Consider the following 21756-nt stretch of genomic DNA (forward strand, 5'->3'; position numbering starts at 1 on the left):
TTTACTCCGCCGCCTCCAGCATATTGTCGCCCTTGGCTTCGTTAATCCGACGCTCCATCTCTGGACGGAAATGCTTAATCAGCCCTTGAATTGGCCACGCCGCTGCGTCGCCGAGCGCGCAGATGGTGTGGCCTTCAACCTGCTTGGTAACATCATACAATGTGTCGATGTCGCCAATCTCGGCATTGCCAGTACGCATCTTTTCCATGACTCGCCACATCCAGCCTGTACCTTCACGGCAAGGTGTGCATTGGCCGCAACTTTCATGCTTGTAGAAATAGGAAAGCCGCGAGATTGCCCGCACGATATCAGTGGACTTATCCATCACGATCACCGCTGCGGTACCAAGACCGGAGCCGACAGCTTTGCAGCCATCAAAGTCCATCGGTACATCCATCATCATCGCTGCGGGAACCAATGGTACCGACGAGCCGCCGGGAATGACCGCCAAGAGATTGTCCCAACCGCCTCTTATACCGCCGCAATGCTTCTCAATCAGTTCGCGGAAAGGGATGCCCATTTCTTCTTCGACCACGCATGGTTTTTCAACATGCCCGGAGATTTGGAACAGCTTCGTACCGTGGTTATTTTCGCGGCCAAAGCTTTTGAACCAAGCTGCGCCGCGCCGCAGGATCGTAGGCACAACCGCAATGCTTTCGACATTGTTGACTGTTGTAGGGCAACCATAGAGCCCTGCCCCTGCAGGAAATGGCGGCTTCAGGCGAGGTTGGCCCTTTTTGCCTTCCAGGCTTTCGATCATCGCGGTTTCTTCACCACAAATATACGCGCCCGCGCCGCGATGGACGAAGACATCAAAGTCATAGCCGGACTTGGCGGCATTCTTACCGAGCAAGCCTGCGGAATAGGCTTCGGCAACTGCCTTTTCGAGTATCTTGGCTTCAAAAATATATTCACCGCGAATATAGATATAGGCCGCACGCGCACGCATAGCGAAGCCAGCGATCAACGCTCCTTCGATCAGCTTATGCGGGTCATGACGAATGATCTCGCGATCCTTGCACGAACCGGGCTCGGATTCATCGGCGTTGATAACGAGGAAATTCGGACGCTCGGGCGTCGGCGTCTTGGGCATGAAGCTCCACTTCATTCCTGTCGGGAACCCAGCGCCACCGCGCCCGCGCAGGCCGGAAGCTTTCACTTCCTCAATAATCGCATCCTGCCCGACCTTCATCAGGTCAGCAGTCTTGTCCCAATCACCACGTGCCTGCGCTGCTTTCAGGGCAAAATCCTGATAGCCGTATAAATTGGTAAAAATGCGGTCTTTGTCAGCGAGCATCAGCCCAAACCTCCAAGAAAAAACCAAGCTGCCCCAGCGATGAGCAAACCAATAGCAGCGAGCTTAATAACACCCTTGAGCAATTTCCACGCGACGAACGCGGCAATCAAAATGCCGATGAGAGGGAGAAATTCCATCAATATTCCCCCCGATAGTCATGGTTCTTATCAACCATCGCATGCAAGGTCGTCGCACCGCCATAAGGCTCCACCGTGTGGCGGCCCGGCAATTGGGTGCCAATCTTCGGCTGCTTACCCTCCGCCAAGTCTTTGAGGATCGCGGTCATGCTGCCATGATCGAGATCTTCGTAATTATCGTCGTTGATCTGAACCATCGGTGCAGACGCGCAATTGCCCATGCACTCCACTTCGTTCAGCGTAAACATGCCGTCGGGTGTCGTTGCACCTTTGACCAGTCCACGGCTCTTGCACGCCGCCAAAATATCATCCGACCCGCGCAACATGCATGGCGTCGTCCCGCACACTTGCACATGATAGCGGCCCACGGGCGCGAGATTGTACATCGTGTAGAAGGTCGCAACTTCGTAAGTGCGCATATAGGGCATGCCAAGATAGCTCGCGACATATTCGATCACCGGTACAGGTAGCCAACCCTGTGTATGCGTTTCTTCACCAACCTGACGCTGCGCCAAGTCAAGCAGCGCCATCACCGCCGATTGCTGACGTCCGGCGGGGTAGCGACCGATATACATATCGGCTCGTGCCTTATATTCCTTGGAAAAGGCGAAATTGCTCCATTTAGCACGAGTTTCGGCTTCATCTGGGATGTTTACTGCATCAGCCATGTGCTTCTTTCCGTCCCCAAATCCGCCCGATATATGCGCCAAACATCATGGCTGCAGCGGTCGAACCCACTTCCTTTGCCGACACCTCGGCATGAAACAAATAGAGATAGGCCGCGACCAACGCGACCGAGCCAAAAGCCGCAGATGCCAAAAACAGAAGCTCGCGAGTCATCAGCGGTCACACTCCCCAAACACGATGTCGAGCGCGCCCAAGATTGCCGTCGTATCCGCCAGCATATGCCCACGAGTCATGAAATCCATCGCTTGAAGGTGCGAAAAGGCTGTTGGCCGGATTTTGCAGCGATAAGGCTTGTTGCTACCGTCGGCGACCAGATACACTCCGAACTCGCCCTTGGGGCTTTCGGTGGCGACATAGACGCTGCCTGCGGGCACTTTGAAGCCTTCGGTGTACAATTTGAAGTGATGGATCAATGCTTCCATTGATTGCTTCATTTCGGCACGCTTGGGCGGTGCGACCTTGCGATCATCGCTGCAAACAGGGCCTTCGGGCATTTGTTGCAAGCACTGTTTGATAATGCGCACCGATTGGCGCACTTCTTCGACCCGGACCATGAATCGGTCATAGCAATCGCCGCGCGTGCCGACCGGAATATCAAACTCCATCCGGTCATAGACATCATAAGGCTGGCTTTTGCGGATATCCCACGGGATGCCCGCGCCACGGATCATCGGGCCGGAAAAGCCCCATTTGATCGCGTCTTCCTTTGAAACAATCGCGATATCGACATTGCGTTGTTTGAAAATACGGTTGTCGACGACAAGCGACATTGCGTCCTCGAACAAGCGGGGCATGCGATCATCCAACCATTCGGCAATGTCGGTTAACAGCTTTAACGGTACATCCTGATGCACGCCGCCGGGGCGGAACCATGCGGCATGCATACGCGCACCGCTTGCCCGCTCGTAAAAGGCCATGATGTCTTCGCGGATTTCATACAACCACAAGGGCGGCGTCATCGCGCCAACATCGATAATATGGTGCGCGATGTTTAGCGTGTGGTTCTTGATGCGCGTCAATTCGGCGAACAATACCCGAAGATATTGTGCACGGAGCGGCACCTCCAGATCCAACAGCTTTTCGACCGCGAGCACATAGCTATGCTCCATCGCCATAGGCGACGCGTAATCCAACCGATCAAAATACGGCAAAGCCTGCAAATAGGTTTTATACTCGATCAGCTTTTCGGTCCCACGATGCAAAAGGCCGATATGCGGGTCAAGCCGCTCGACGATTTCACCGTCCAGTTCCATCACCAAACGCAATACGCCATGCGCTGCGGGGTGCTGTGGCCCGAAGTTAATCGTGTAATTCTGGATCACTTCATCGCCAGTTGTGGGCGCGAGATCCTGCTGCATGCTCATGCTTTGTCTCCCGTCGCCTTTGGCTTGCGCACGCTGCGTTTAACGGCTTCTTTGTTTGCAGCTTTACCTGCACCAGTCTGTGTCGCGGAATCGGTCGTTTTGGGTGTAGGCGGCGGCGATGTGCCCTTGGCAGCGCCCTCGCCAGCTTTCTCATCACCTGGCAGGACATAATCCGCGCCTTCCCAAGGGCTAAGAAAGTCGAAATTGCGGAAATCCTGCGCCAATTGCACAGGCTCATATTTCACGCGCTTTTCTTCTTCGGAATAGCGCAGTTCGACATAGCCCGACAATGGAAAGTCCTTGCGCTGCGGGTGTCCGGAAAAACCGTAATCGGTCAATATGCGCCGTAAATCGGCATTCCCGGAGAATAAGACGCCATACATGTCGAACACTTCGCGTTCCAACCATCCGGCAACTGGCCAGATGCCGGTGACCGACGGCACAGGCCGATCTTCATTCGTGGTCAAATGTACCCGAATACGGTGGTTTTTGGTAATGCTCAGCAGGCAATAGACAATCTCAAAACGCGGGTCGCGATCTGGCCAGTCAACGCCGGCAATTTCCATGAGTTGCTGGTATTCGCATTCATCACGCAGTTGGACCATGCAGTCCACCAACGCATCGCGGTGAATGTGCACAGCAACTTCATCATTAGCTTCTTCAATAGAAAACATATGCTTACCAAGTGCTCTTGAGATCACTTCTATCGTGCCATCGGGCGTGTGTATGTGGGGTGCAGAGTGGCTCACCGTTCGACCGTCCCTGTCCGGCGAATTTTACGCTGCAACTGCATAATGCCGTAAAGCAACGCTTCGGCCGTTGGTGGGCATCCGGGTACATAAATGTCCACAGGTACAACGCGGTCGCAACCGCGCACAACACTGTAGCTATAATGATAATAGCCACCGCCATTGGCGCAGCTACCCATGGAAATGACATATTTGGGTTCAGACATCTGGTCATAAACCTTGCGGAGCGCAGGTGCCATTTTGTTGCAGAGCGTGCCTGCGACGATCATCACGTCGGACTGACGCGGTGACGCGCGTGGCGCGATGCCGAAACGTTCAAAGTCATAACGCGGCATATAGCCGTGAATCATTTCCACCGCACAACATGCAAGGCCAAAGGTCATCGGCCATAAAGAGCCCGTGCGCGCCCAATTAAATAAATCTTCAGTCGTCGATACGACAAAACCCTTGTCGTTCACTTCGCTCTCAATATCCTTGAAGAACGCGATGTCCGTCGCTTGCACGTCAGACAGTGATGGCGTGATTACTCCCATTCGAGTGCTCCCACTTTCCATGCATAGATAAATCCGATGACCAATTCGAACAGGAACAGCATCATAGTACCCCAACCGATCCAGCCTGTTTCCCCCAGACTAACGGCCCATGGGAATAAAAAAGCCGCTTCAAGGTCGAAAATGATAAACAAAATCGCAACAAGGTAGAAGCGGACATCAAATTGGCTGCGCGAGTCTTCGAACGCTGGAAAGCCGCACTCATACTCGGTGAGCTTCGCCTCGCTGGGCTTGTACGTACCCGTCAGCCGCGACACGCCCATCGGCAAAAACACAAATGCCGACGACAATGCGAGCGCCACCATCAAAAAAAGCAGTATGGGCAAATATTGCGACAGATCAGTCATATCAGACTCGTTTCCGAAACCCCGTAAGTTGCGGCGCTTTTAGGCAGAAGAGTCTTGACCTGCAAGGCCAAGACTCGGCATTTTTTCTGCCATTTTCGTCGATTATTTTATGGCGCCAACCAACAGCTTATGCAGCTTGCTGTGAAGGATGTCATTTGCCGCCAAAACTTGGGCATCTGCGATGTGCGGGCTGCGGCCCCGATAGTCGGTTACAAAGCCGCCAGCTTCGCGCACCAGCAAGCATCCAGCAGCCGTATCCCAAGGCGATAAGCCACTTTCCCAGAAACCATCATAGCGGCCAGCGGCCAACCAAGCGAGATCAAGGCTCGCCGCGCCAAAACGCCGAATGCCCGATACCGAAGGCCCGATAGCGCCAAAAATCTTAGCCCATTCATCAAAATCGCCATGGCCCTTATAAGGCGCGCCAGTTGCGATCAGTGCCTCATTTAACTCACGGCGTGCAGATACCCGCAAACGGCGGTTACCAAGCCAAGCCCCCTTGCCGCGTTCGGCCCAGAAGCTTTCGTCCGTGATCGGATTATACACAAGGCCTGCAAAAATGTCGCCCCAGCCCGAACCATCGGGTTTCGGGTCTTGCACTGCGATTGAAATCGCAAAATGCGGAATACCATGGAGGAAGTTGCTGGTGCCGTCGAGCGGATCGACGATGAACCGCGGTTTACCTTCGGCTCCAGCGATCTCGCCCCCTTCTTCCATCAGAAAGCCCCAGTCGGGACGTGCAATTTCGAGCTCGCGGAAAATCGTGTCTTCAGCGCGCTCATCGGCTTTTGATACGAAATCTGCAGGGCCTTTTTGCGAAACCTGCAAATGTTCTATCTCGCCAAAATCTCGGCGAAGCTTGCCACCCGCTTTACGGGCTGCTTTTTCCATTATGGTCAAAAGACCGGTTAATGCTGGCATTAATCGGCCTTCCGAACATATTCCCGTTCGTAGACATCAACGACAATCCGCGTACCCGCGCTAATGAACGGCGGCACCATAACGCGCACGCCATTGTCGAGGATGGCAGGCTTATAGCTGGATGACGCTGTCTGGCCTTTAACTACCGCATCTGCTTCCACAATCGTAGCTTCGATTTGGTCAGGCAAAGCGACCGAGAGTGCTTCGTCATCATACATTTCCATAACAACGTCCATGCCATCCTGTAGGAAAGCAGCCGCATCGCCGAGAAGGTCACTAGGCAAAGTCACCTGATCATAGGTTTCCTTGTCCATGAACACCAGATTATCGCCCTCGGCATAGAGAAACTGGAAATCTTTCTGATCAAGGCGCACTTTTTCCACGCTTTCAGCCGACCGGAACCGGATATTGTTCTTGCGGCCATCGCGAAGATTTTTGAGCTCAACCTGCATATATGCGCCGCCCTTGCCCGGTTGGGTGTGCGCGGTCTTTACGACACGCCATAGGCCGCCTTCATATTCCAATATGTTACCCGGCTTGATTTCAACCGCGTTGATTTTCATGAGTTGCACTCGCTTGACAGGTGGAAAGAGCAAGCACGCAAATACGTGCCGATGGTCGCGGCCTTTAGCGATGACAGCGCCATTAGGCAAGCAGTGCGTTGAACGCCTTGACCGCTTCGGCGGGACCTTGTGGGTGGTTCCACACCGCGCCGCTCACTGCTATGAAATCTGCGCCTGCGTCGATTAATGGCTTGGCATTGACTGGTGTAATCCCGCCAATGGCAACGCAAGGAACTTCCGTTACAAACGACCATTTCTGTAATGTGTCGAGATCGGCGACATGCTCCACCGTCTTCGTCGCTGTGGGAAAGAACGCGCCAAAGGCCACATAATCAGCTCCCGCCTCCGCGGCCTCCATCGCGAGATGACGGCTGTTGTGACAGGTCACCCCAATCTGGGCATCACGCCCCAACAGTTCACGCGCCTCCCGAACGTCACCATCGCCCTGCCCCAAATGCACGCCATCTGCCTTCAAGCGCTTGGCCAAAGCAACGCTGTCATTCACAATGAAAGCCACGTCATGCGCGGCGCAAATGGCCTGCAATGGCTCCGCGAGCGCTGCAGCCTCATGCTGATCTAGGTCTTTGACGCGAAACTGGAACGCCGCGACAGCACCAGCGGACAAGGCAGCCTCAAGCTGGGCGGGAAAATCACCGCCGACTTCAAGCGGTGAGATCAAGTATAATTGGCAGGGAAATTCTTTCATGCCGCGCTCATTAGCGGGGCTTTAGGCCGGCGGCAAATATCTTGCGCATTTACCGCCGGCCCCTCTCCAAACTTAGGGTCAGGACCACTTAAATCTACCTTCGCGGCGTCAAAATGGCAAAGATATCGAAGCCATTTTGGCGTCCTTCGGATTTGACCCATACTGTCCATTGCCGCGTTGGCAAGCTTGGACTTAGAACCACTATGCCCTGCGTTTGCCGCCTTGCACTGAACAAAATGGCCTCAAACCGCGAAGGTGGATTTAAGTGGTCCTGACCCTAGGTTGCGGATGCTGCGTGAATTTCATCGATGGCGCTGGCAAGCGCGGCATCAAATTCTTCCGCGGTCATCTGGTGACGCAAATCTTCCAACAAAGCCCGCGAGAAACTGGCAATCATGCCCTTATTCTTGGCAAGTTCAGCGCAAGCCTCTGGACGGGCGTAGCCGCCGGAAAGCGCGACAACCCGCAACACACGCGGGTGATGGATAAGCGCATCAAAAATACCCGCCTCGGCTGGAATCGAAAGTTTCAGCATGACCTTGTTGTCAGCCGATACCTTATCGAGAGCCTTTAAAATTTCATCGCGCAAGATGATGTCGCTTTGCGCGCGATCAAGGCTTTTGATGTTCACCTCAGGCTCGATAATCGGCATCAATCCGGCGGCGAGGATTTGTTCGGCCACATCAAATTGCTGTTTCACGATCGCAGCAATACCGGAAGGCGAGGCTTGATTGATCACCGAACGCTTTTTTGTCCCAAACACGCCCTTCGCCTTGGCGCGTTGCAGCAACGCATCAAGATCAGGCATTGGCTTCATCATTTGAACACCGTCTGCCTCTTCCTCAAGCCCCTTGTCTACCTTAAGGAACGGCACAACGCCGCGATCTTGCAATGCTGTCGGCACGGGCTTGCCGCCGGCTTGACCGTCCATCGTACGTTCGAACAAAATCGCGCCCAACACCTTTTCACCGGAAAAGCTTGGCGCAGTAATGATACGCGTGCGCATGTCATGTATAAGGCCAAACATCTCTTCTTCGGTCGTATAGGCATCTTCCTCTATGCCATAGCCCTTGAGCGCCTTGGGTGTTGAACCACCGCTTTGATCAAGTGCAGCAATAAAGCCCGAAGCAGTGGACACTTTTGCAAGCATTTCGGCGTAATTCATCTTTGGCATCCTATAGACTGGCCTTGCATACGTATGCATCGGCAATTGAAAAAAAAGGGGCATTGCCCCGCAGGTTTAAGCGATATTCAAAGCATCGACGCCCGGTAAAGGCTTACCTTCCATCCATTCGAGGAAAGCGCCGCCTGCCGTCGAGACAAATGTAAAATCTTCAGTTACGCCCGCATGCGCCAGTGCGGCAACGGTGTCACCACCCCCTGCAACCGACACCAGCGACCCTTCCCGGGTCAGGGCAGCCGCCGTCCGGGCTAATGAGACTGTTGCGGCGTCAAAAGGCTCAATCTCGAACGCCCCCAATGGCCCGTTCCACACCAACGTCCGGCAGTTTTTCAATACATCGGCCAATGCTTCAACAGCGGCGGGGCCAACATCCAAGATCATTTCATCCGCTGCTACTTCATGCACATTTACCGACCGAATTGGCGGATTGGCACGGAATTCGCGTGACGTCACGACGTCATAGGGCAGGTGAACCGTACAGCCTGCAGCGTCCGCAGCATCCATAATCGCATTGGCTTGATCCGCCAGATCATGTTCACACAAGGACTTCCCGACATTGACCCCGCGCGCAGCCAAAAAGGTATTCGCCATACCCCCGCCGATAATCAAATGGTCAACCTGCGTTACCAAATTATTCAGTACGTCGAGCTTAGTGGAAACCTTTGCCCCGCCGACAACAGCCGCCACAGGATGCTCGGGTGCGCCCAAGGCAGCCTGAAGTGCCTTCAACTCTGCCTCCATTGCTCGGCCAGCATAAGCTGGCAAGATATGCGCGAGCCCTTCGGTCGACATGTGGGCACGATGCGCCGCCGAAAATGCATCATTTACGTAAAGGTCACCATTGGCAGCCACTGCACGCGCCAGTTCAGGGTCGTTCTTTTCTTCGCCGGCCCAAAAGCGGGTGTTCTCAAGGAGCGCGATGTCGCCATCTGCCAATATACCCACGGATTGCGTAACAACGTCCCCCGCTATTTCTGGCACGAACATGATTTCGCGACCCAGCACTTCTTGCAAGGCATCAAGCACCATCGACACCGACATTTCGCTATGCTTCGCCCCCTTAGGACGCCCGAAATGTGCGAGCAGTAGGACCTTAGCGCCCTTGTCCGACAATTCCAGCACCGTCGGCAACAGCGCACGCATGCGCGTAACGTCGGTCACACGACCGTCGGCCATGGGCACGTTCAGGTCAACACGCACAAAAGCACGTTTGCCCTTGATATCGCCGAGGTCGTCGAGCGTGCGGAATGGCATTGATTAATCCTTACAGAAATTTGGCAATGACACCGGCTGTATCAACCATGCGGTTCGAGAAGCCCCATTCATTGTCATACCAGCTCAATACACGCACCAGCTTGCCGTCAATGACGGCAGTTTCCAAGCTGTCGATCGTCGAACTTGCGGGGCAATGGTTATAGTCAATGGAAACCAAAGGTTCATTTGAATAGGCCAAAACGCCTTTCAAGGACCCTTCTGAAGCCGCTTTCAGCAGCGCGTTCACTTCCTCAACACTCGTGTCCCGCTTTGGCGTGAAGGTTAGGTCGACGATGCTGACATTTGGCGTGGGCACGCGGATGGCTGAACCGTCCAGCTTACCTTTCAGTTCTGGCATAACTTCACCGACGGCTCGCGCAGCACCAGTTGTGGTAGGGATCATTGACATCGCTGCGGCCCGCGCGCGGCGCATGTCGTCATGGATTTGATCGAGGATCTTTTGATCATTGGTGTAGCTATGGATTGTGGTCATCAACCCGCGCTCGATACCGATGGCATCGTTCAGGACCTTCGCCATTGGCGCCAAGCAGTTAGTGGTACAACTTGCGTTTGATACGATTATATCGGCGGCGCTCAGAACGTCATGATTGACGCCAAAAACAACGGTCTTGTCGACATTTTTACCGGGCGCGGAGATCAGGACGCGCTTTGCGCCTGCCGCAAGATGCTTTTCGGCGCTGACGCGATCAGTGAAGAAGCCAGTACATTCCAGCGCAATATCGACGCCATTGGCCGCGTGCGGTAAATTTGCGGGGTCACGTTCTGCCGTCACATGAATACGCTTGCCGTTGACGATGATGTCATTGCCATCTGCCTCAACTGTGCCTGGGAACGGGCCGTGTACACTGTCCCGTTTGAACAACAACGCATTTGCCTTGGCCGGTGCAAGATCGTTAATCGCTACTAGTTCCAGATCATGGTCACCGCGTTCCAATATCGCGCGGGCGACCAAGCGGCCGATGCGACCAAAACCGTTAATTGCTACTTTCACTGTCATAAATGCTCCTATCAGCCCAATCGGGCGACAATTTGCGGGGTGATCTTGTCAGCCGTCAGGCCAAAATGTTCGTAAAGCGCGTCAATGGGGGCAGAAGCGCCAAAGCTATCGATACCGATACGAAGTCCGTCGCCGACATAGCGCTCCCATCCCATGGTCGTACCAGCCTCAATGGAAACACGCAGCGTATCCGTGGGCAATAGTGCCGATTTGTAAGACGCTGGCTGTGCGTCAAACCGCTCCCAGCTTGGCATTGAGACGACATCCGCGCCAATACCTTGTGCTTCGAGCTTATCCGCCACCACGGTAGCAATTTCAACTTCAGACCCCGTTGCAACGAGGATCACTTTGCGTATGGCGGTTGCGGCACGCAGTCTATACGCGCCCTTGGCAGAGAAATTCTCGCTAATGTCCGTGCGCAATTGCGGAAGGTTTTGCCTAGACAGCGCCAGTACCGATGGCGTGGATGCACTTTCAATCGCAAGCGCCCAGCATTCGGCGGTCTCAATGGTATCACAGGGCCGGTAAACATCCAAATTCGGGATTAGCCGCATCGACATGATTTGTTCGATGGGCTGGTGCGTCGGGCCATCTTCACCAACACCGATGGAGTCGTGCGTCATAACGTAGATGACACGCGTTTCTTGCAATGCGGACAAGCGAATGGCGGCGCGGCAATAATCGGAGAAGATCAGGAACGTGCCACCATAAGGTATGATGCCACCATGCAACGCCATGCCGTTCATCGCCGCCGCCATCCCAAATTCGCGAATGCCATAATTGACATAGCGACCCGAATAGTCGTTTTTATCCAAGGTGCTGGTGGACGCGGTGCGGGTAAAGTTGGAGCCCGTCAAATCCGCAGAACCACCCAACAGCTCCGATATAGCTGCCGTGGCTGCCGTCAGCGCGATTTCCGATGCCTTGCGGGTCGCAATTTTCTGTGGTGCGGCAATCAAACTATCAAGATGTGGCTTCAACCAAGCGCCGCTGGGCTCTCCTGACATCGCCGATTTAAACGCCGCTGCATTTGCAGACGCTGCCAACCGCACATTCCACGCCGCATGCGCCGCTACGCCTGCTTCACCCGTTGCGCGCCAAGCGCCAAGAATATCATCCGGAATTTCGAATGCAGGATAAGGCCAATCTATTGCAGCGCGCGTCGCAACAATTTCGTCTGCGCCAAGCGGGCTGCCATGTGGCGCTTTTGTGCCTTCTTTATTGGGTGATCCCTTCCCAATAAGCGTCCGGCAGGCAATCAAAGAAGGGCGATTATCTGCCAACGCCGACTTAATCGCGCGCTCTATGTCACTGAAATCATGTCCATCGCAGCTTTCAACATGCCAACCACTGGCCAGATACCGCGCGGCAATATCTTCGCTGGTGGAAAGGTCAGTCGAACCATCGATGGTAATACGGTTGTCGTCCCAAAATACAATCAAGCGTCCCAGGCCAAGATGCCCGGCGAGACCAACGGCTTCATGGTTAATGCCCTCCATCAGGCAACCATCACCGGCCACAACCCATGTTCGGTGGTCGACCAGATCATCGCCAAAGCGCGCATTCAGATGGCGTTCCGCCATGGCCATGCCGACGGCCATGGCCAAACCCTGTCCCAATGGACCGGTTGTGCATTCAATGCCATCGATCAGGAAGTTTTCCGGATGCCCCGCACATGGGCTACCCAATTGCCGAAAGTTCCGGATGTCCTTGATGGTCGGGCTTGCGTAACCGGTCAAATATAAGGTCGCATAAGCGAACATCGAACCATGCCCTGCGGACAAAACAAAGCGGTCGCGGTCTACCCAATCGGGCGCCTTTGGGTCGAATTTCAGAAATTTGGAGTATAGTACCGTCGCCACGTCGGCCATCCCCATGGGCATACCAGGATGGCCGCTATTTGCGGCTTGCACAGCATCCATAGCCAGTGCCCGAATTGCATTGGCCATTTGCTGGTCACTCACAGTCATGTTCTTTTCCCCACTTATCACTCCCGAAAGGGAGCGGGTGACGGAGCACATTCTAATAGGCGCCCTGCCGAATCAATCGTCCGAACCCTTGCGGATGCAAGCGCAAAGCGTCAAGTGAGCGAGGATGCTTTTCCCCATGAATTTATGCTTATAATGGCGTTCACACATTTGCATTGAACATGGTCTCTGCTAGACTTCCTCAGCAAAGGAAACTAACCCGTGATAGAACAACGATTTATTGCAGCAATCGACCGTATCGAGAGCGCTTTGTCCCGCATCGAGAAATCGGCAATCGCGCCTGCACCAGTTGGCGATAATGACCTTGCCGAACGGCATGAAAAGCTAAAGTCCGAAACGCATATGGCCATTCAAGATTTGGACAAGATTTTGGCGGATGCCCGCTGATGCCTGACGTTAAGTTATCTATCGCTGGTCGTGACTATTTCGTCGCATGTAATGCCGGAGAAGAACAGCGTTTGCTGGAACTGGGCGCTATGGTGAACGCCACGGCGCACCAAGTGGCTGGCGGCGCACGTGGCCTAACAGAAACGCGCGCGCTGCTTTTTTCTGCGTTGATGCTCGCCGACAAGCTCCATGACGCAGGCGGGGCAGTGCGCGTCGATACTGCGGGACCTTCGGCCGCCTTAAAACAATCTGCCGATACATTAGAGGGGCTTGCTACCCGATTGGAAAATCTGGCACTAAGGCTTGAGAATTAACATAAGCGGCTTATATTGGCGTCTGGCGGTACTGTCCGGCACGAACTGATGAGAACATCCCTGAGGCGATTATCTATCTAAGGGAGCTGTCCCTGCCTGGGCCGTTTGGGAAACCTTAAGGTCCAGATCACACGGTGCCCACCTGACGTCCTGGCGTCAGAGGATATTCCGGGAAACGACCCATGATGGTTCCGCCAACATTATTCAGGAAAAATAGTGCAACCAGATTTTAACAAGCAGTCGCAGCGGTTGGAATTCCGTCAAAAGCGTGACCGGTTTGTTGATGCACTGTCCCCACAGGATCGCGCGCTGGCCTTCTCCAAAACTCCTTCCCCGCTGGCGCAATATCTTTTGCCGGGCAAAATTGTGGCCGGCTATATAGCCATTGGATCTGAGGTAGATCCTGCGGCATTGCTGACTCAGGCCCACCAACTGGGCTGCGATATTGCGCTACCCCATATCACAAGCAAGGCCGCCCCGATGCGCTTCCTGCGTTGGACGCCGGGTGACAATTTGGTTCCCGGCCCCTTTGGATTGCTCCAACCTGCAGAGAACGCTCCCCCCTGCACTCCAGACATCGTTCTCACGCCCTTAGTAGCCTTTGACGACCAATTGATGCGGCTTGGACAGGGTGCTGGCCATTATGACCGCGCCTTAAGCGTGCTTGAGCAAGCCATCGCGATTGGCCTTGCATGGTCCGTTCAACATGCGCCTGCCCTCGCATCGGATATTTGGGACATGCCATTGGACGCTATACTTACCGAAAAATCATGGATGACCTTATGAAAACACCACTCAAGCAACCGACTTGGCGGAAGCCTGCCGGCATGCTGGCGATATTGCTGATTATATTGCTCTGGTCGGCTATTATTGTCAGCGCATCCGACTTTATTGGAGCGCAAAACATCGCAATCCAAAGCATCATCTATCTGGTCGCAGGTATCATATGGATAGCGCCGATGCGCCCACTGATGATTTGGATGGAGACAGGATCGTTCCGCGCACCACCTCAAGACTAAAACTTGAAAGAAGTGGCGCGAGTGACGGGGCTCGAACCCGCGACCTCCGGCGTGACAGGCCGGCGCTCTAACCAACTGAGCTACACCCGCTAACTTGCGGTGGGGGCGCACTATAAGCGGCGCAAGATTCTGTCAACGCCATTTGTCATAAAAGGGCATATTCGGCGAGATCACCTTTGACCAACTGATTGTCAGATCTTTAGCAACGCCTAAATTTAGCGTGACCCATAGACTTAGATATCTGTTTAATATTTTGTTTCCGCTAACTTCCTGAGGGCCCATGTCGCAACGCTGCAGCACCGGACGGCGGTGAAAGCATTCGCCTCTTGCGCCAACGAAACAGTCTACGTTGCTGGAACCATGCGCGCAAATAATCCCCTATCAGCCCGGTCTGGACGCGCCTGCCGCGTTAGGTATTAATCGGCGAACAGCAAAACGGGCGTCTCGATCAGTTTTTTGAGCGTTTGAACATAATTGGCAGCGTCCCAACCGTCGACGACACGATGGTCGCAACTCATGGACAGGTTCATCAACTTGCGCGCCTCAATAGTGTCGCCAACAAACATGGGGCGCTCCACAATCTTGTTCGGGCCGATAATGGCCACTTCTGGACGATTGATAACGGGCGTGGTCGCGATCCCGCCGAGCGGGCCCAATGATGTAATGGTCAGGGTTGACCCAGATAGCTCTTCGCTTTTTGCGGAGCCGCTGCGTGCAGCGTCGGCCAAGCGCGCAATTTCGGTCGCCAATTGCCAGATATTCCGGTCCTGCGCATCACGGATGACAGGCACCATCAGGCCAGCATCGGTCTGCGTCGCCATACCCAAATGTACAGCGCCATGACGCGTGACAACGCCTGCTTCATCATCAAAACGCGCGTTAATCATCGGAAATTGCGGAATGGTCTTGCAAATCGCGACGATCAGCATGGGCAACATCGTCAGCTTTGGCTTTGTCCCGCGATTGGCGTTCAAGTCTGCGCGCATCGATTCAATGGCAGTGACATCGATTTCCTCCACATAAGTGAAATGCGGGATGTGCCGTTTCGACGCTGCCATATTGTCGGCAATCCGGCGGCGCAAGCCTATAACCTTGACCGCTTCATTGGCGCGGCGAACATTTGCATGCACTGGGCGATACCCCATCTGCGATCCATAGGTAAGAAACGCATCAAGGTCTGCATGCCGAACATGCCCGCCTGCCGCCTTAACGTCGGCCAAATCGACGCCAAGGTCTTTGGCACGTTGGCGCACCGCAGGCGACGCGGTGACCTTGTCGGCGACGGACATGGCATGCTGCATTGCTGTTGGAGCAACGGGTGGCGGGGTGACTTCTGCGATAGAGACAGGCTCTGGCATATGCGCATTTTCATCCTCAACCACAGCCAAAATCGGCTCTTTTGCTGGCTTTTCTGCCTCATTTCCAGAATCGCCAGCGATCTCAATCTCGACAAGCATCGCGCCAATGGCGATCACATCGCCCGCTTCGCCCGCAACCTTGGTGACAACACCCGAAACCGGGCTTTCCATTTCAACCGTCGCCTTGTCGGTCATCATGTCGGCAAGGGGCTGGTCTTCGGAGATGATATCGCCAATCTTGACGTGCCAAGCGACGATTTCAGCCTCAGCAATGCCTTCACCAATGTCGGGCAGATTGAATGTAAATTTGGGCATCGCGTCAGTCCTTCATGATCTTGTCAAAGGCGCGGGCAAGGCGCACGGGGCCAGGAAAATAGGCCCATTCCAGGCTATGTGGATAAGGCGTGTCAAACCCGGTGACGCGCTCGATTGGAGCTTCCAGATGATAGAAGCACCGTTCCTGCACCTGCGCCGCCAATTCCGCACCAAAGCCGCTGGTGCGCGTCGCTTCATGCACCACCATGCAACGGCCAGTTTTCTTGACCGACGCTTCGATGGTTCCAATGTCGAGCGGTAGCAATGTCCGTAGGTCAATGATCTCCGCGTCAATACCATGCTCGGCGACAACGGCCTTCACCACATGGACCATGGTGCCATAAGTTAACACGGTAACCGCCTCGCCTGCCCGTACAACCGCCGCCTTGCCAAGATCAATGCGATAATAGCCTTGCGGAACCATGCTTCCTTCATGTTTTGACCATGGCTCCACAGGGCGATCATAATAGCCCGTGAACGGACCGTTATAGATGCGCTTGGGTTCGAAAAAAACAACAGGATCATTGTCCTCAATCGCAGCAATCAAAAGGCCCTTGGCATCATAAGGTGTGGCCGGAATGACGGTCTTAATCCCGCAGACATGGGTAAATAGGCTCTCCGGGCTTTGGCTGTGCGTCTGCCCGCCAAAGATACCGCCACCAAAGGGCGAACGGACCGTCATCGGGCAAATGAAGTCATTCGCCGAACGGTAACGCATACGCGCGGCCTCGCTCACCAATTGGTCGAGGCCAGGATAGATATAATCGGCAAATTGAATTTCAGGCACGGGCCGGAGGCCATAAGCCGCCATGCCGACGCCAACGCCAATGATACCGCATTCGCTGATCGGGGTATCAAACACGCGTGTCTTGCCATGCTTGGCTTGCAAACCCGCAGTCGCGCGAAACACGCCGCCAAAATAGCCGACATCCTCGCCCATGATGACGACATCGTTGTCTTTTGCGAGCATGATATCCAACGCGCTGTTAATCGCCTCGATCATGTTCATCGTTTTTGTGGCAGGCTCTGACATCAACGTGCCTCCCAATCAGGGCCAAATTTATCCTCTTGTTCCTTAAGCATTTGCGTGCATTGCTCTTTCAAATGCCACGGCATTTCTTCGAACACATCTTCGAACATCGTTTCGAACGGATGATGCAAGCCATGGCCGAGAATACCATTTTGCTCGGCCTCTTTCTGAATAGCCTTCACATGCTCGGACAGTTCAAGGACTAGCGCGTCATGCTGCGCTTCGCTCCACGCGCCGATAGTTATGAGATGGTCCTTCAACCGCGTGACGGGGTCGCCCAGTGGCCACAACGCATATTCTTCGGCCGCGCGATATGCGCTGGGATCATCTGAGGTGGAATGCCCTTCCCCGCGATAAGTGAAATATTCAATCAGCGTCGGTCCGCCATTGGTCCGTGCACGGTTCGCGGCCCATTGCATCGCGGCGTAAACTGCCAATGCGTCATTGCCGTCAACGCGTAAGCCAGCAATACCATAACCGATGGCCCGCGCGGCGAAGGTCGTCCGCTCGCTTCCGGCAAAACCGGAAAAGGACGAAATCGCCCATTGGTTATTCACAACCTGAAAGATGACTGGCGCGTTGTAGACGGCGGCAAAGGTCAATGCGTTATGAAAGTCACCTTCCGCCGTTGATCCGTCACCGCACCAAACCGCTGAAATACGGGTATCTCCGCGCGAGGCAGAGGCCATCGCCCAACCCGCGGCCTGCGGATATTGCGTGGTCAGATTGCCGGAAATGCTGAAAAATCCGTAATCCTTTGCCGAATACATGATAGGCAGTTGGCGGCCCTTCAGTCGGTCGCCCCGATTGGAATAAATCTGGTTCATCATATCAACGAGCGGATAATCGCGCGTGATCAATATCCCTTGCTGGCGATAGCTTGGGAAACACATGTCATCAAAATGCAACGCCATGGTCGTTGCAACCGACGTCGCCTCCTCGCCAAAAGACTTCATGTAAAAGCTCGTTTTGCCCTGCCGCTGTGCCCGAAACATACGATCATCAAAAGCACGCAAAAGCAGCATTCTTCGCAACATGACCTGTAGAGTAGCGAGATCAAGTCCGGGGTTCCAACTGCCCGAAGCCACGTGGTCATCGCCCAAAACGCGCACAAGACCATAAGCCAACGGGTGAATGTCGGCCGGCAAAACATGCTCATCAGGGCGCGGATGGGTATCGACCGCAGGCACAATGATATCGCTAAAGTCGGCTATATCACCGGGACGGAATTTGGGTTCAGGGATGTGCAGATGCAGCGGCGCGAGATTGTCTTTCGTAGATTGCACCATGTCCATCTCCGCCCACAACCGCCCGAACGACTCAGGGAGTTTATTATCTATATTTGTTATAATATTTCAAACATGACTTTAGGTCAACATAGCTGACCTAAATAGAGATTACACCGCGACCGGCGCGGAAATATGGGACTGCGGCTGGTAATCAACGACTTCAAAATCTTCGATACGATAGTCGAAAATGCTTTCGGGTGTGCGCAAAAGCTTCAATTTGGGACTGCCAGAGGGCGTGCGCGACAATTGCTCTTCGACCAAGGGTGCATGGTTGAGGTATAAATGCACATCCCCACCCTGCCAGATCAACTCGCCCACTTGATATCCACACACCGCTGCGAGCATCCGGGTCAGCAATGCCGCCGAAAATGCGTTAAAGGCAAAGCCAAGCCCCAAATCGCACGAGCGCTGGAATAAGATGCAGCTTAAAACACCATCGGCGACATGAAATTGGTAGGTTTTGTGGCAGGGCGGCAGCGCCATTTGGTCCAGTTCGGCAACATTCCAGCCTTCGATAATATGTCGGCGGGAACCCGGATTGCTCTTCAGGCTCTCAACAAGAAGGCTGACCTGATCAATGCCCTTTTCCGCGCGGCGGAATAAACCATTTTCTGCGGCTTCATACCGCGGCCAATTCACCCATTGCGCGCCATAGACTGGGCCCAGATCGCCCCATTTTTCGGCGAAAGCGGCATCCGCGATTATGCGTTGTTCAAAATCATCTTGCGAAATGTCTGTACCCGTTTCGCGACGATAGCGATCTAGCGGCCAATCGGTCCATATTTTGACCTTATGCTCCAACAATGGCCGAATATTCGTGTTGCCGGTAAGGAACCACAGCATTTCCCGCGCTGCGGTCTTCCAATACACCCGCTTTGTCGTCAGCAACGGAATGGCATCATCGGCGAGCGAAAAGCGCATAGTTGCGCCGAACAACGCTTTGGTCCCAACCCCCGTCCGATCACGCTGAACTGTGCCATTTTCCCAAATTCGGCGCATCAGCGACAGATATTGTTCTTCATAATGTGGCATATTGTGCATCTGCTATCGCTAAGCGCCGCGTAACGTTTTTGCAACCTTGCCAATAAGCAATGGCTCTGATGCCCTTATCCTCATCGAAGCAAACCCAGCGTCGACAACTATCGCTGGCAGCCTCCTGTCCCAAGATCGAGGCACGTCGAAGCAGGAGATTGATCAAGGCTATGGCCTCGTCTGCGATAGCGCTGGCACGCCGTTTCAGGATCTTATTCTGGCGGATGCTAATCAAGAACATGGCATCCTAAAGGTGCGTCCGGGGTCGAACGCGGTGCTTCCCGAACTGGCCATTGGCGATCGCGTGCGTATCTTGCCCAATCACGCCTGCGCTACTGGCGCGCAGCATCGCAGCTACCACATCGTGCATGGCACGTCAGATATCGTTACCAATGAGTGGGTGCGTTTTACAGGCTGGTAAAGCCAATGAAGAAATTGCTTTTGCGCTGGGCGCCAAAGGGCAGCAAAGGCCGGCGCGCAATTTGATAAGAAAGTGTCACCCGACACTCACAACATCCCTTTTCAAAGCTGCGGACCTGTCAACTCGCTTGCGCTTATGTTCTGTTTATGTTCTTTTACAAATCCCTCTCCGATTCGGCACCCCCATGCGCAAACCAGACACAATCGAGCATCTCTATTTGGACTTTGACGGCTTTTTTGCGAGCGTTGAGCAGTTGCGAAACCCTGCCTTACGCGGGCGTCCCATCGGCATTGTTCCCTATGAGGGCGGACGTTCGTGCATCATCGCCTGTTCACGCGAAGCGAAGGCGCGCGGCGTCAAAAACATAATGATGGTGGATGAAGCCAAGCGGATATGTCGCGATCTAATTTTGGTGCCGCAAAAGCCAGATTTATACAGGCGTGCGCATAACGAGCTTATATCACAAATTGGTTCCGTAATCCCGGTCGATCAGGTCAAGTCGATTGACGAATTAAGTTGCAAACTTGACGAAGGGCAAAGGGCCGATCCGGCTGGCGTGGCTGCGGCTATCAAACGGACGATCCGCTATAACATCGGCGCAAGCATCACATGCTCTATCGGCTTTGCCGCCAATCGCCATTTGGCCAAGATTGCGGGCGGGACGCAAAAGCCGGATGGCCTTTCTATCTGGCGACCTGAGGCCATGCCAGCCCCCTTATTGAAGCTCCCCCTGGATGATATACCGGGCATCGGGAAACGGATGGAAATTCGGCTCGCAAAAGCTGGGATAACGACAATGGCGGCCTTGCTGGCAACCCAACCTAAACAGCTTCGCGCTTTGTGGAATAATGTGACCGGCGAGCGGCTTTGGTATGCGCTACACGGCTATGCGATAGAAGCCCCGCCGACCGAACGCGGCATGTTCGGCCATGCAAGGGTTTTGCCGCCCGATGCGCGGACGTTGACGGATGCTAAGACAATATCGCGCCTGTTGCTTGTGAAAGCAGCTAGGCGGGTGCGTAGGGCCGGATATTACACAAAGTCCATTACCCTATGGATGCAATATTATGAGGGTAGCGGGTTCGACAGCCTGACACTGCCACAAGTGAATGACGATCAAGCGTTGCTAACCGCGCTCGCTGCTCTTTGGGAACGCCTCACCAGCCGCTTGACTAGCAAAACGAGAGTGATGCGTATCGGTGTTACCCTTGGCGATCTAACGACTGCCAATCATCGCCAGCTCGATTTTTTGTTGGATGACGATTCCGAACGGCAAAAATGGGAGCGGCTGGGGTCTGCGCTTGATCGGCTTAATATAAAATATGGCAAAACGGTTGCCAGTGTCGGTTTTTGGGAGCCGCCGCCCGGTGGCAATGTTGGTGGCAAAATATCATTTACGCGGATTCCCAGTGCAGAGGATTTTTGGTGAACTGGCGAAGCAATATCCAAATACTCGATTTGGACGCAAACGACCGGCTGGAACTGACTTGCAAGAAATGCGGAACGTTCCGGTGGCTAACGGGTGCAGAGTTACAAGCGCGGAAGGGAAAAGAGCGGCTAACTTTAGGCGAAGTCGAAATTCGCGCACGTTGTCGGCAGCGCGGGTGCGGCGGCGCTATGCGAATGGCCATGCCCGCGCCTCAAGACACGGCTGGGTTTGTCGGCGGAATTGCTTAAAATTGGCGGAGAGATAGGGATTCGAACCCTAGGTACCGTCACCGGCACGCCGCATTTCGAGTGCGGTGCTTTCGACCACTCAGCCATCTCTCCGCAATTCATAGGGGCTGGTCATTGCCGTAAAAACAGCGCATCCCTATGGCAGAGCG

The 21756-nt window shown here is 54.2% G+C and carries 24 protein-coding genes, 2 tRNA genes and 1 pseudogene; 6 read left to right on the top strand and 21 right to left on the bottom strand.

Going from position 1 to position 21756, the window contains the following annotated elements:
• Position 1 precedes the first annotated feature (1 nt).
• The 15 genes from nuoF to tkt all read right to left on the bottom strand — a co-directional run bounded on the left by nuoF (position 2) and on the right by tkt (position 12747).
• The gene (nuoF, locus tag Q0O33_RS06425) at positions 2–1297 is read right to left on the bottom strand and encodes an NADH-quinone oxidoreductase subunit NuoF (protein WP_295497441.1); all 1296 of its coding nucleotides are present in this window, start codon (positions 1295–1297) and stop codon (positions 2–4) included.
• A complete protein-coding gene (locus Q0O33_RS06430) occupies positions 1297–1434 on the bottom strand; it encodes a hypothetical protein (protein WP_295497442.1) in 138 nt (45 codons plus the stop codon). The genes nuoF and Q0O33_RS06430 overlap by 1 nt, the downstream gene beginning before the upstream one ends.
• Positions 1434–2102: an NAD(P)H-dependent oxidoreductase subunit E gene (locus Q0O33_RS06435; protein WP_295497444.1), complete on the bottom strand. Its 669-nt coding sequence runs from the start codon at positions 2100–2102 to the stop codon at positions 1434–1436. The genes Q0O33_RS06430 and Q0O33_RS06435 overlap by 1 nt, the downstream gene beginning before the upstream one ends.
• Entirely contained in the window at positions 2095–2274 is a 180-nt protein-coding gene (locus tag Q0O33_RS06440) for a hypothetical protein (protein ID WP_295497446.1), read from the bottom strand. Before Q0O33_RS06440 ends, Q0O33_RS06435 begins: the two co-directional genes overlap by 8 nt.
• The gene (locus tag Q0O33_RS06445) at positions 2274–3485 is read right to left on the bottom strand and encodes an NADH-quinone oxidoreductase subunit D (RefSeq protein WP_295497448.1); all 1212 of its coding nucleotides are present in this window, start codon (positions 3483–3485) and stop codon (positions 2274–2276) included. The genes Q0O33_RS06440 and Q0O33_RS06445 overlap by 1 nt, the downstream gene beginning before the upstream one ends.
• A complete protein-coding gene (locus Q0O33_RS06450) occupies positions 3482–4234 on the bottom strand; it encodes an NADH-quinone oxidoreductase subunit C (RefSeq protein WP_295497450.1) in 753 nt (250 codons plus the stop codon). The genes Q0O33_RS06445 and Q0O33_RS06450 overlap by 4 nt, the downstream gene beginning before the upstream one ends.
• On the bottom strand, positions 4231–4767 hold the full coding sequence (locus tag Q0O33_RS06455; protein ID WP_295497452.1) for an NADH-quinone oxidoreductase subunit B: 537 nt from the start codon (positions 4765–4767) through the stop codon (positions 4231–4233). The genes Q0O33_RS06450 and Q0O33_RS06455 overlap by 4 nt, the downstream gene beginning before the upstream one ends.
• Positions 4758–5132: an NADH-quinone oxidoreductase subunit A gene (gene ndhC / locus Q0O33_RS06460; RefSeq protein ID WP_295497455.1), complete on the bottom strand. Its 375-nt coding sequence runs from the start codon at positions 5130–5132 to the stop codon at positions 4758–4760. Before ndhC ends, Q0O33_RS06455 begins: the two co-directional genes overlap by 10 nt.
• A gap of 102 nt (positions 5133–5234) precedes the next feature.
• Positions 5235–6053 (bottom strand): inositol monophosphatase family protein, encoded by an 819-nt coding sequence (locus Q0O33_RS06465; protein WP_295497457.1) that lies wholly within the window; start codon positions 6051–6053, stop codon positions 5235–5237.
• Positions 6053–6616, bottom strand: coding sequence for an elongation factor P (efp, locus tag Q0O33_RS06470; RefSeq protein ID WP_295491160.1), 564 nt, complete (start codon positions 6614–6616; stop codon positions 6053–6055). The genes Q0O33_RS06465 and efp overlap by 1 nt, the downstream gene beginning before the upstream one ends.
• A gap of 82 nt (positions 6617–6698) precedes the next feature.
• Positions 6699–7322: a thiamine phosphate synthase gene (thiE, locus tag Q0O33_RS06475; RefSeq protein WP_295497459.1), complete on the bottom strand. Its 624-nt coding sequence runs from the start codon at positions 7320–7322 to the stop codon at positions 6699–6701.
• 277 nt (positions 7323–7599) lie between these two features.
• Positions 7600–8487 carry a fructose bisphosphate aldolase gene (locus Q0O33_RS06480; RefSeq protein ID WP_295497461.1) on the bottom strand — a complete coding sequence of 296 codons (888 nt, stop codon included), beginning with the start codon at positions 8485–8487 and terminating at the stop codon, positions 7600–7602.
• A gap of 75 nt (positions 8488–8562) precedes the next feature.
• Positions 8563–9759 (bottom strand): phosphoglycerate kinase, encoded by a 1197-nt coding sequence (locus Q0O33_RS06485; protein WP_295497463.1) that lies wholly within the window; start codon positions 9757–9759, stop codon positions 8563–8565.
• A gap of 10 nt (positions 9760–9769) precedes the next feature.
• Positions 9770–10777 carry a type I glyceraldehyde-3-phosphate dehydrogenase gene (gene gap / locus Q0O33_RS06490; RefSeq protein ID WP_295497464.1) on the bottom strand — a complete coding sequence of 336 codons (1008 nt, stop codon included), beginning with the start codon at positions 10775–10777 and terminating at the stop codon, positions 9770–9772.
• Positions 10778–10788: 11 nt separating this feature from the next.
• Positions 10789–12747, bottom strand: a complete 1959-nt coding sequence (gene tkt, locus Q0O33_RS06495) for a transketolase (protein WP_295497467.1) — start codon at positions 12745–12747, stop codon at positions 10789–10791.
• 219 nt (positions 12748–12966) lie between these two features.
• Here tkt and Q0O33_RS06500 point away from each other — a divergent pair, with 219 nt between their 5' ends.
• From Q0O33_RS06500 to Q0O33_RS06515, 4 genes are all read left to right on the top strand, one after another.
• Positions 12967–13152, top strand: coding sequence for a hypothetical protein (locus tag Q0O33_RS06500; RefSeq protein ID WP_295497468.1), 186 nt, complete (start codon positions 12967–12969; stop codon positions 13150–13152).
• Complete coding sequence (locus Q0O33_RS06505) at positions 13152–13466, top strand: cell division protein ZapA (RefSeq protein WP_295497470.1); 315 nt, start codon at positions 13152–13154, stop codon at positions 13464–13466. Before Q0O33_RS06500 ends, Q0O33_RS06505 begins: the two co-directional genes overlap by 1 nt.
• Before the next feature lie 216 nt (positions 13467–13682).
• Positions 13683–14252: a 5-formyltetrahydrofolate cyclo-ligase gene (locus tag Q0O33_RS06510; RefSeq protein WP_295497472.1), complete on the top strand. Its 570-nt coding sequence runs from the start codon at positions 13683–13685 to the stop codon at positions 14250–14252.
• Positions 14249–14485: a DUF2842 domain-containing protein gene (locus tag Q0O33_RS06515; protein WP_295497474.1), complete on the top strand. Its 237-nt coding sequence runs from the start codon at positions 14249–14251 to the stop codon at positions 14483–14485. Before Q0O33_RS06510 ends, Q0O33_RS06515 begins: the two co-directional genes overlap by 4 nt.
• 13 nt (positions 14486–14498) lie before the next feature.
• On the opposite strand, the gene Q0O33_RS06520 is transcribed toward Q0O33_RS06515, so the two are convergent.
• The 5 genes from Q0O33_RS06520 to thyA all read right to left on the bottom strand — a co-directional run bounded on the left by Q0O33_RS06520 (position 14499) and on the right by thyA (position 19518).
• Positions 14499–14575: transfer RNA gene (locus tag Q0O33_RS06520), tRNA-Asp, on the bottom strand.
• 326 nt (positions 14576–14901) lie between these two features.
• Positions 14902–16158: a dihydrolipoamide acetyltransferase family protein gene (locus tag Q0O33_RS06525; RefSeq protein ID WP_295497476.1), complete on the bottom strand. Its 1257-nt coding sequence runs from the start codon at positions 16156–16158 to the stop codon at positions 14902–14904.
• Between the two features lie 4 nt (positions 16159–16162).
• Positions 16163–17191 (bottom strand): alpha-ketoacid dehydrogenase subunit beta, encoded by a 1029-nt coding sequence (locus Q0O33_RS06530; protein WP_295497478.1) that lies wholly within the window; start codon positions 17189–17191, stop codon positions 16163–16165.
• On the bottom strand, positions 17191–18477 hold the full coding sequence (locus tag Q0O33_RS06535) for a thiamine pyrophosphate-dependent enzyme (protein ID WP_295497480.1): 1287 nt from the start codon (positions 18475–18477) through the stop codon (positions 17191–17193). Before Q0O33_RS06535 ends, Q0O33_RS06530 begins: the two co-directional genes overlap by 1 nt.
• A 108-nt stretch (positions 18478–18585) precedes the next feature.
• The gene (gene thyA, locus Q0O33_RS06540; protein ID WP_295497482.1) at positions 18586–19518 is read right to left on the bottom strand and encodes a thymidylate synthase; all 933 of its coding nucleotides are present in this window, start codon (positions 19516–19518) and stop codon (positions 18586–18588) included.
• 115 nt (positions 19519–19633) lie between these two features.
• Here thyA and Q0O33_RS06545 point away from each other — a divergent pair.
• Positions 19634–19930 (top strand): annotated as a pseudogene (locus Q0O33_RS06545) (DSD1 family PLP-dependent enzyme); the annotation flags it as partial.
• Positions 19931–20114: 184 nt separating this feature from the next.
• A complete protein-coding gene (locus tag Q0O33_RS06550; protein WP_295497484.1) occupies positions 20115–21359 on the top strand; it encodes a type VI secretion protein ImpB in 1245 nt (414 codons plus the stop codon).
• Positions 21360–21610: 251 nt separating this feature from the next.
• Here the strand turns inward: Q0O33_RS06550 and Q0O33_RS06555 are convergent.
• Positions 21611–21700 (bottom strand) — tRNA-Ser (locus Q0O33_RS06555).
• Positions 21701–21756: the final 56 nt, after the last annotated feature.

The organism is Sphingorhabdus sp. EL138 (genome assembly GCF_945862485.1).
Classification (GTDB): Bacteria; Pseudomonadota; Alphaproteobacteria; order Sphingomonadales; family Sphingomonadaceae; genus Sphingorhabdus_B.